Source organism: Streptomyces pseudogriseolus, assembly GCA_002154585.1.
Lineage (GTDB): Bacteria > Actinomycetota > Actinomycetes > Streptomycetales > Streptomycetaceae > Streptomyces > Streptomyces pseudogriseolus.
This window is the reverse complement of record MUNG01000064.1, coordinates 1-5,617: the sequence shown is the minus strand read 5'-3', so window position 1 is coordinate 5,617 and position 5,617 is coordinate 1. Positions and strand designations below refer to the sequence as shown.

Below are 5,617 nucleotides of genomic sequence, written 5' to 3'. Positions count from 1 at the left end.
GCCGGGGGCGGCGTGCCGGCGGGTGGAGTCCAGCGGCAGGGAGGCGATGAGCAGGGAGGGCACGCCGAGCGGCTCGTCGCTGGGGGTGGGGGCGTGCACCACGGGGGCGGTGCGCGGCCGGGCGGGTGCGCCGTCGGGGCCGACGGGGACGGCCCAGGTGACCGACCAGTGCGGGCGCAGCCGCTCCTCGACGGGGCGGTCGGCGAGCAGGTCGGGGGTGAGGGCGCCGTGCGCGGCGGCGGTGCGCCAGCGGGTGACGCCGTCGCGGGAGTCGGTGACCACGGTCAGGTCGCCTTCGGCGCTCCGGCTCAGCGTGCGGGGCGCGTCGTCCCCGGTCTCGACGACGACCTCCTCCAGGCCGGGCAGGGCGAGCAGCAGGGCGTCGTCGACGGCGTGCAGCAGCCGCTCGGCGAGATCGGCGGCGGCGGTGTCGCGCAGCGGCAGGATGACGGCCGTGTCGTACGGATCGGGGGCGGTGCCCTCGGCGGGGAAGGGGAGCCGCAGCAGCGGTACGTGTCCGTCGCGTCGGCGGATCTCGTCGCCGAGGCCGGGGCTGTGCCCGGCGGTGTCCCGGGCGAGGTCCCGCGCCTCGGCGAGCGACCAGCGCACCCCGCCGTGCCGGCCGACGACGGCGGGCTCGTCGGTGACGGCGAGCACCGCGGCGAAGCCGACGCCGAACCGTCCGACGGCCCGGTCGGGGGTGTCCCGCTTGGCGGAGGCGCGCAGGGTGGACAGCGACTCGACGCCGGCCGCGTCCAGCGGGGCGCCGGTGTTCGCGGCGACCAGCACCCCGTCGCGCAGGGTGAGCCGGAGGCGTCCGGGCACGCCGGCCCGGGCGGCGGCGTCGGCGGCGTTCTGCGCGAGCTCGACGACGAGCCGGTCCCGGTAGCCGCCGAGGACGAGGTCCTCCTCAGCGTTGGCGTCCTCCCGGAACCGGGCGGGGCTGGTGGCCCACGCGTCCAGGACCCCACGCCGCAGACGCGCCGTACCGAACGGGTCGGCACCTTCGGCGGCGGGCCGCACGAACTTGCTCACGTTGACTCTCCTCATCGGGCCCTGATCTGCGTGAGGTCGAAGGTACCGCTCCGCGACACCACGGGGACGCGGTGTCCGGGGCGCCGCCCACCTTGTGGATGATCAGCACTGTGCTGCTCGAATCGCTGTCCGTCGCCGCGCTGGCCGTGGTGCTGGTGTGTGCCGTCGTCCGTCCCTTCCGCTGGCCGGAGGCGGCCTTCGCGGTGCCCGCAGCCGGGGTGGTGGTCGCGACGGGCGCGATCACCACGGAGGCCGTGCGGGAGGAGGCCGAGCGGCTCGGCCCGGTGATCGGCTTCCTCGCCGCCGTCCTGGTGCTGGCCAGGCTGTGCGACGAGGAGGGCCTCTTCCACGCGTGCGGCACCTGGATGGCCCGCTGGTCGCACCACCGCCCGCGCAAGCTGCTGGGCGCGGTGTTCGCGCTGGCCTCGCTGATCACGGCGGTGCTCAGCCTGGACGCGACGGTGGTGCTGCTGACGCCGGTCGTGTTCGCCACCGCGACCCGTATGGGCGCGCGCCCCGCACCGCACGTCTACGCGGGCGCGCACCTGTCGAACACGGCGTCCCTGCTGCTGCCGGTGTCCAACCTGACGAACCTGCTCGCGTTCACCGCGACCGGCCTGACCTTCACCCGCTTCGCGCTGCTGATGCTGCTGCCGTGGCTGGCGGCGATCGCCGTGGAGTACGTGGTCTTCCGGCGCTTCTTCGCCGCCGACCTGTCGGCCGGACCGACGGCGCCGGACACGGGGGACGAGCCGGTGGAGGTGCCGCTCTTCGCCCTGGTGACGGTGGCGGCGACGCTCGCCGGGTTCGCGGTGGCGTCCGCCGCCGGGATCGACCCCGCGTGGGCCGCGGCGGCCGGGGCGGGAGTGATGGCGGTGCGGGCCCTGGCCCGTCGCCGCACCGGCGTCGTAGGGCTCCTGCGCGCGATGGACCTGCCGTTCCTGGCGTTCGTGCTGGCTCTGGGCGTCGTCGTGCGGGCGGTGCTCGACCAGGGTCTCGGCGACGCGCTGGACGCGGTCCTGCCCGACGGCACCGGGCTGCTGTCCCTGCTGGCGGTCGCCGCGCTGGCGGCCCTGCTGGCCAACCTGATCAACAACCTGCCCGCCGTGCTCGCCCTGGTCCCGCTGGCCGCGCCGTCCGGCCCCGGCGCGGTCCTCGCGGTGCTGCTGGGCGTGAACATCGGCCCGAACCTCACCTACGCGGGCTCGCTGGCCACCCTGCTGTGGCGCCGCATCGTCCACCACCACGACCACGAGGTGAGCCTGCGGCGCTTCACCCTGCTCGGGCTGGCCACCGTGCCGGCCGCGCTCGTGGCGTCGACGGCGGCGCTGTGGCTGTCGCTGGAACTGTTCGGCACGTGAGCCCGGCCCGGGCGGTTCTGCGGCGATTGCGGAGACCCACGCCACATTCGAAGAGGGCCCTCGGTGACATGCTCCACAGGACCTGTCGGCCGTACTACGCGGAATAGTGGCGAAACGCCCGATTCGAAATCGGACATTTGCCGCACAAGCCCGATCGATCAGCTTGAAATGGGGGGTTTCGCCCCGTAGAGGGTGCTCCGTCAAGAGACGTGCATCTCATGCCGTATCTACGACGTTTCGTCGTAGGTCACACCTTTGCGGCTTTTGGGCGGTCCCGGTTACCAAGGAACAGCCAGCACGGCACGGACCCGTTCCGCCGATGGCATCCCCCGTCCCCTCCCCCATGAGGTTTCCATGTTCGAGCGCGTCATTTCCCGTTTCCCCCGTACGACCGTCACTCGCACCCGCGCCGCCGTCCTGGCAGCCGGTCTGGGCTCCACGGCCGTCCTGGGAGCCGGGGTCGCGGTCGCCTCCACCGGCAACTCCGCCCCGGCCGCATCGGCCCCGGCACAGGCCGCCGCGAAGGCGGAGGCCGCGAAGACGCAGGCCGTGAAGGCCTCGGCGGTGAAGAAGGCGACCCAGGCCGCCAAGAAGTCCACCCCGTCCTGGGTCTCCCCGGTCAAGAACTACACGCTGTCCGCGAGCTTCGCGCAGAACGGCGGCATGTGGGCCCACAAGCACTCCGGCCAGGACTATGCCGTCCCGACCGGCACCCCGGTGATGGCCGCCCACGGCGGCACGGTCGTCAAGGCCGGCGGCAACGGCGCGGGCGACGGTCCCGCGTACGGCAACGCCATCGTGATCAAGCACGGCAACAAGACGTACTCCCAGTACGCCCACCTGTCGTCCGTGAACGTGAAGGTCGGCCAGGTCGTCAAGACCGGCCAGAAGATCGCCCTGTCCGGCAACACCGGCAACTCCAGCGGTCCGCACCTGCACTTCGAGATCCGCACGACCCCTAACTACGGCTCCGCCGTCAACCCGGCGACGTTCCTGCGGGCGCATGGCGTGTCCCTCTGACGCGCACGCGGTTTGTCGAACACCCCGAGGCTCGCCTCGGGGTGTTCGCGCATTTCAGCGCCGGGGTGCCGGATCAGGCCCCGGCCTCCGGATCCTCACGGTGCTCCGGCGGCACCGTCCAGCTCGCGTGACGAGCGCCGGGCGTACCAGGCCCCGTCACCGCGCCTCCGACGCGTACGGGACGAAGTGCGCCCAGGTGGGCGGGGTGAAGGTCAGGCTCGGGCCTGTTACGTCCTTCGAGTCACGAACGTGGACGGTGCGAGGGGTCAGGGCTGGTTCGACGCACGAGTTGCCGTCGTTGGTCGACCAGCCGGTCCGCCCGCCCGTCGAACGGCAGACGGACCCGGCCGCGTGATCATTCTCCGGACGCGTACGGCACGAACGCCGCCCACGTGTCAGAAGTGAAGGCGATGCGGGGGCCTTCGCTGGTCTTGGAGTCGCGGACGTAGACAGTGCCGGGGGTCAGGGCGAGTTCGACGCAGGACTCACCGTTGGTGCCACTGCTGTAGCTGCTCTTGAACCACTCCAGGTCGGACGTGTCCCCGGCGGATCCCTTGTGAATCATGTTTCTCCCAGCAGACGCTTGAGGAAGGCCAGTGACTCCCGGGGAGTGAGAGCCTGTGCCCGGATGGTGTTGAACTGCAGCTCAAGAATCCGGAGCTGCCGGGGCTCGGAGACGGGACGTCCGTTGAACGCTCCGTCTCCGCGTCCTACGGCTGTACCGTCTGCGAACTTCAGCAGTTCGATCCTGCCATCCAGGCCCGGGTGGGCGTCGCTCTTGGTCGGCATCACCTGAAGCGTGACATTCCACAACCGGCCCAGTTCAAGCAGGCGTTCGAGCTGTCGGTGCCACACCATTGTGCCTCCGATCTCACGCCGGAGCGGCGCCTCTTCCATCACGAAGTGGATCGCAGGCGCTGGATTCCGGTCGAAGACGGACTGCCGGTCCATGCGCGCAGTCACCATGCGCTCCACGTCGTCGGGCGAGTACGGCGGCTGGCATGCTTCGAACAGTGCTCGCGCATGCTCGGGCGTCTGCAACAGCCCGTGGATGCTGTTGCACTCGTACAGGCCGATCTCGACCGCCTTGCCTTCCAACTTGCCCAGCGCCCGAACCTTCTTCGGATACCGGACCTTCTTCACGTCCTCCCACGCCGCCGCGATGAGTCCGCCGGCTCCCAACACCTCGTCCGCCTTGTCCAGGAACTCCTGGCGAGGAATCCGTTTGCCGCCCTCGATCTTGTAGATCATGTCCTCGCCGTAGCCGACCGCCCGGCCGAACTCGGCGGCCCGCATGCCCACCGCCTCGCGCCGCAGCTTCAGTTGCCGCCCCACCGTGGTGATGACCGCGACGCCCCACTCGTCGTCCGGGTCGACCTCCCAACCGGGCTCGTCCGCCTCTTCCTTGAGCCGACCCGCCTCCGCCTCGACCGCCGTCATGCCGCACCTCTCCCTCGGAACCGTCCGTGACGCGTGACGCGTGACGCATCCCGCGCCCTACCCGCATCAACCGTCGGCACAGCCACGACAGCACCGGACAACCACCGGACAGTGACCGTACGCACGCGCTGAGTGACACTCCACGGTACGCAACTCCCGCCACGCTGAGTGATGTGAATCAACGAACTGCCGAACCAGCCGCCCCCGTCAGGAACTTCAGCGTGCTGCTGTCCGCGACCCGGCGCAGCGCCCGCCTCGCCCGGCTCCTCACGGACGCCCATCTCCGCGACTGGGGATACGACTCGGAGGCCGCACGTCACGTCGTGGCCGAACTGGCCGCCAACGCCGTCACCCACGGCCGCGTACCGGGACGGGACTTCCGTCTCGCGTTCTACGTGGTGGGCGACACGCTCCGTATCGAGGTCACCGACACCCGGGGCGATCAACTGCCCCGGCACCAACCACCCGCCACCGACGCAGAGTCGGGCCGCGGCCTCCTTCTCGTGGAGGCGCTCGCGGACCGCTGGGGCGTGTCCGAGGACCGCTTCCCGCGCAAGACCGTGTGGGCAGAGCTACGCCTTACGTCACCGGAACCCGAGATCTGAAGCTCCGGTGCCGTCGGCGCCTTCCCCTATGAGTACTCGGGGGAAAAGAACCTCACCGAGCCCCACCTTTCCGCCCGAGGCAGTCGATCACTCGGGCGGGTGAACATCCGCCGCTCAACTGGCGTTTCGAGCCCTCGGCACCTCTACGCTCAGCGC

Annotated in this window: 7 protein-coding genes; 3 read left to right on the top strand and 4 right to left on the bottom strand. The window is 71.2% G+C overall.

The annotated features are described in order from the left end of the window. On the bottom strand, nt 1-1,035 hold a 1,035-nt coding region (locus CCN29_RS07270; protein ID WP_442538257.1), incomplete at its 3' end, for a sacsin N-terminal ATP-binding-like domain-containing protein. A gap of 98 nt (nt 1,036-1,133) precedes the next feature. Here CCN29_RS07270 and CCN29_RS07265 point away from each other — a divergent pair. After that, a complete protein-coding gene (locus tag CCN29_RS07265) occupies nt 1,134-2,396 on the top strand; it encodes an SLC13 family permease (RefSeq protein WP_442538256.1) in 1,263 nt (420 codons plus the stop codon). A gap of 354 nt (nt 2,397-2,750) precedes the next feature. Continuing rightward, the gene (locus tag CCN29_RS07260; protein WP_086680600.1) at nt 2,751-3,416 is read left to right on the top strand and encodes a M23 family metallopeptidase; all 666 of its coding nucleotides are present in this window, start codon (nt 2,751-2,753) and stop codon (nt 3,414-3,416) included. 156 nt (nt 3,417-3,572) lie between these two features. On the opposite strand, the gene CCN29_RS07255 is transcribed toward CCN29_RS07260, so the two are convergent. Genes CCN29_RS07255 through CCN29_RS07245 form a run of 3 tightly spaced genes read right to left on the bottom strand, consistent with a single transcriptional unit; the run spans nt 3,573 to nt 4,856 of the window. Beyond that, complete coding sequence (locus CCN29_RS07255; protein ID WP_078592317.1) at nt 3,573-3,815, bottom strand: DUF397 domain-containing protein; 243 nt, start codon at nt 3,813-3,815, stop codon at nt 3,573-3,575. Next, nucleotides 3,772-3,981: a DUF397 domain-containing protein gene (locus CCN29_RS07250; protein ID WP_006134214.1), complete on the bottom strand. Its 210-nt coding sequence runs from the start codon at nt 3,979-3,981 to the stop codon at nt 3,772-3,774. The genes CCN29_RS07255 and CCN29_RS07250 overlap by 44 nt, the downstream gene beginning before the upstream one ends. After that, nucleotides 3,978-4,856, bottom strand: coding sequence for a helix-turn-helix domain-containing protein (locus CCN29_RS07245; RefSeq protein ID WP_006134213.1), 879 nt, complete (start codon nt 4,854-4,856; stop codon nt 3,978-3,980). The genes CCN29_RS07250 and CCN29_RS07245 overlap by 4 nt, the downstream gene beginning before the upstream one ends. Nucleotides 4,857-5,029: 173 nt before the next feature. Here CCN29_RS07245 and CCN29_RS07240 point away from each other — a divergent pair, with 173 nt between their 5' ends. Continuing rightward, complete coding sequence (locus tag CCN29_RS07240) at nt 5,030-5,461, top strand: ATP-binding protein (protein WP_031024197.1); 432 nt, start codon at nt 5,030-5,032, stop codon at nt 5,459-5,461. Nucleotides 5,462-5,617 lie beyond the last annotated feature (156 nt).

Excerpts from the sequence above, each read along its gene's own strand:
- CCN29_RS07265 (WP_442538256.1), top strand. The coding sequence starts at position 1,134 with ATGATCAGCACTGTGCTGCTCGAATCGCTGTCCGTCGCCGCGCTGGCC.
- CCN29_RS07260 (WP_086680600.1), top strand. The coding sequence starts at position 2,751 with ATGTTCGAGCGCGTCATTTCCCGTTTCCCCCGTACGACCGTCACTCGC.
- CCN29_RS07250 (WP_006134214.1), bottom strand. The coding sequence starts at position 3,981 with ATGATTCACAAGGGATCCGCCGGGGACACGTCCGACCTGGAGTGGTTC.
- CCN29_RS07245 (WP_006134213.1), bottom strand. The coding sequence starts at position 4,856 with ATGACGGCGGTCGAGGCGGAGGCGGGTCGGCTCAAGGAAGAGGCGGAC.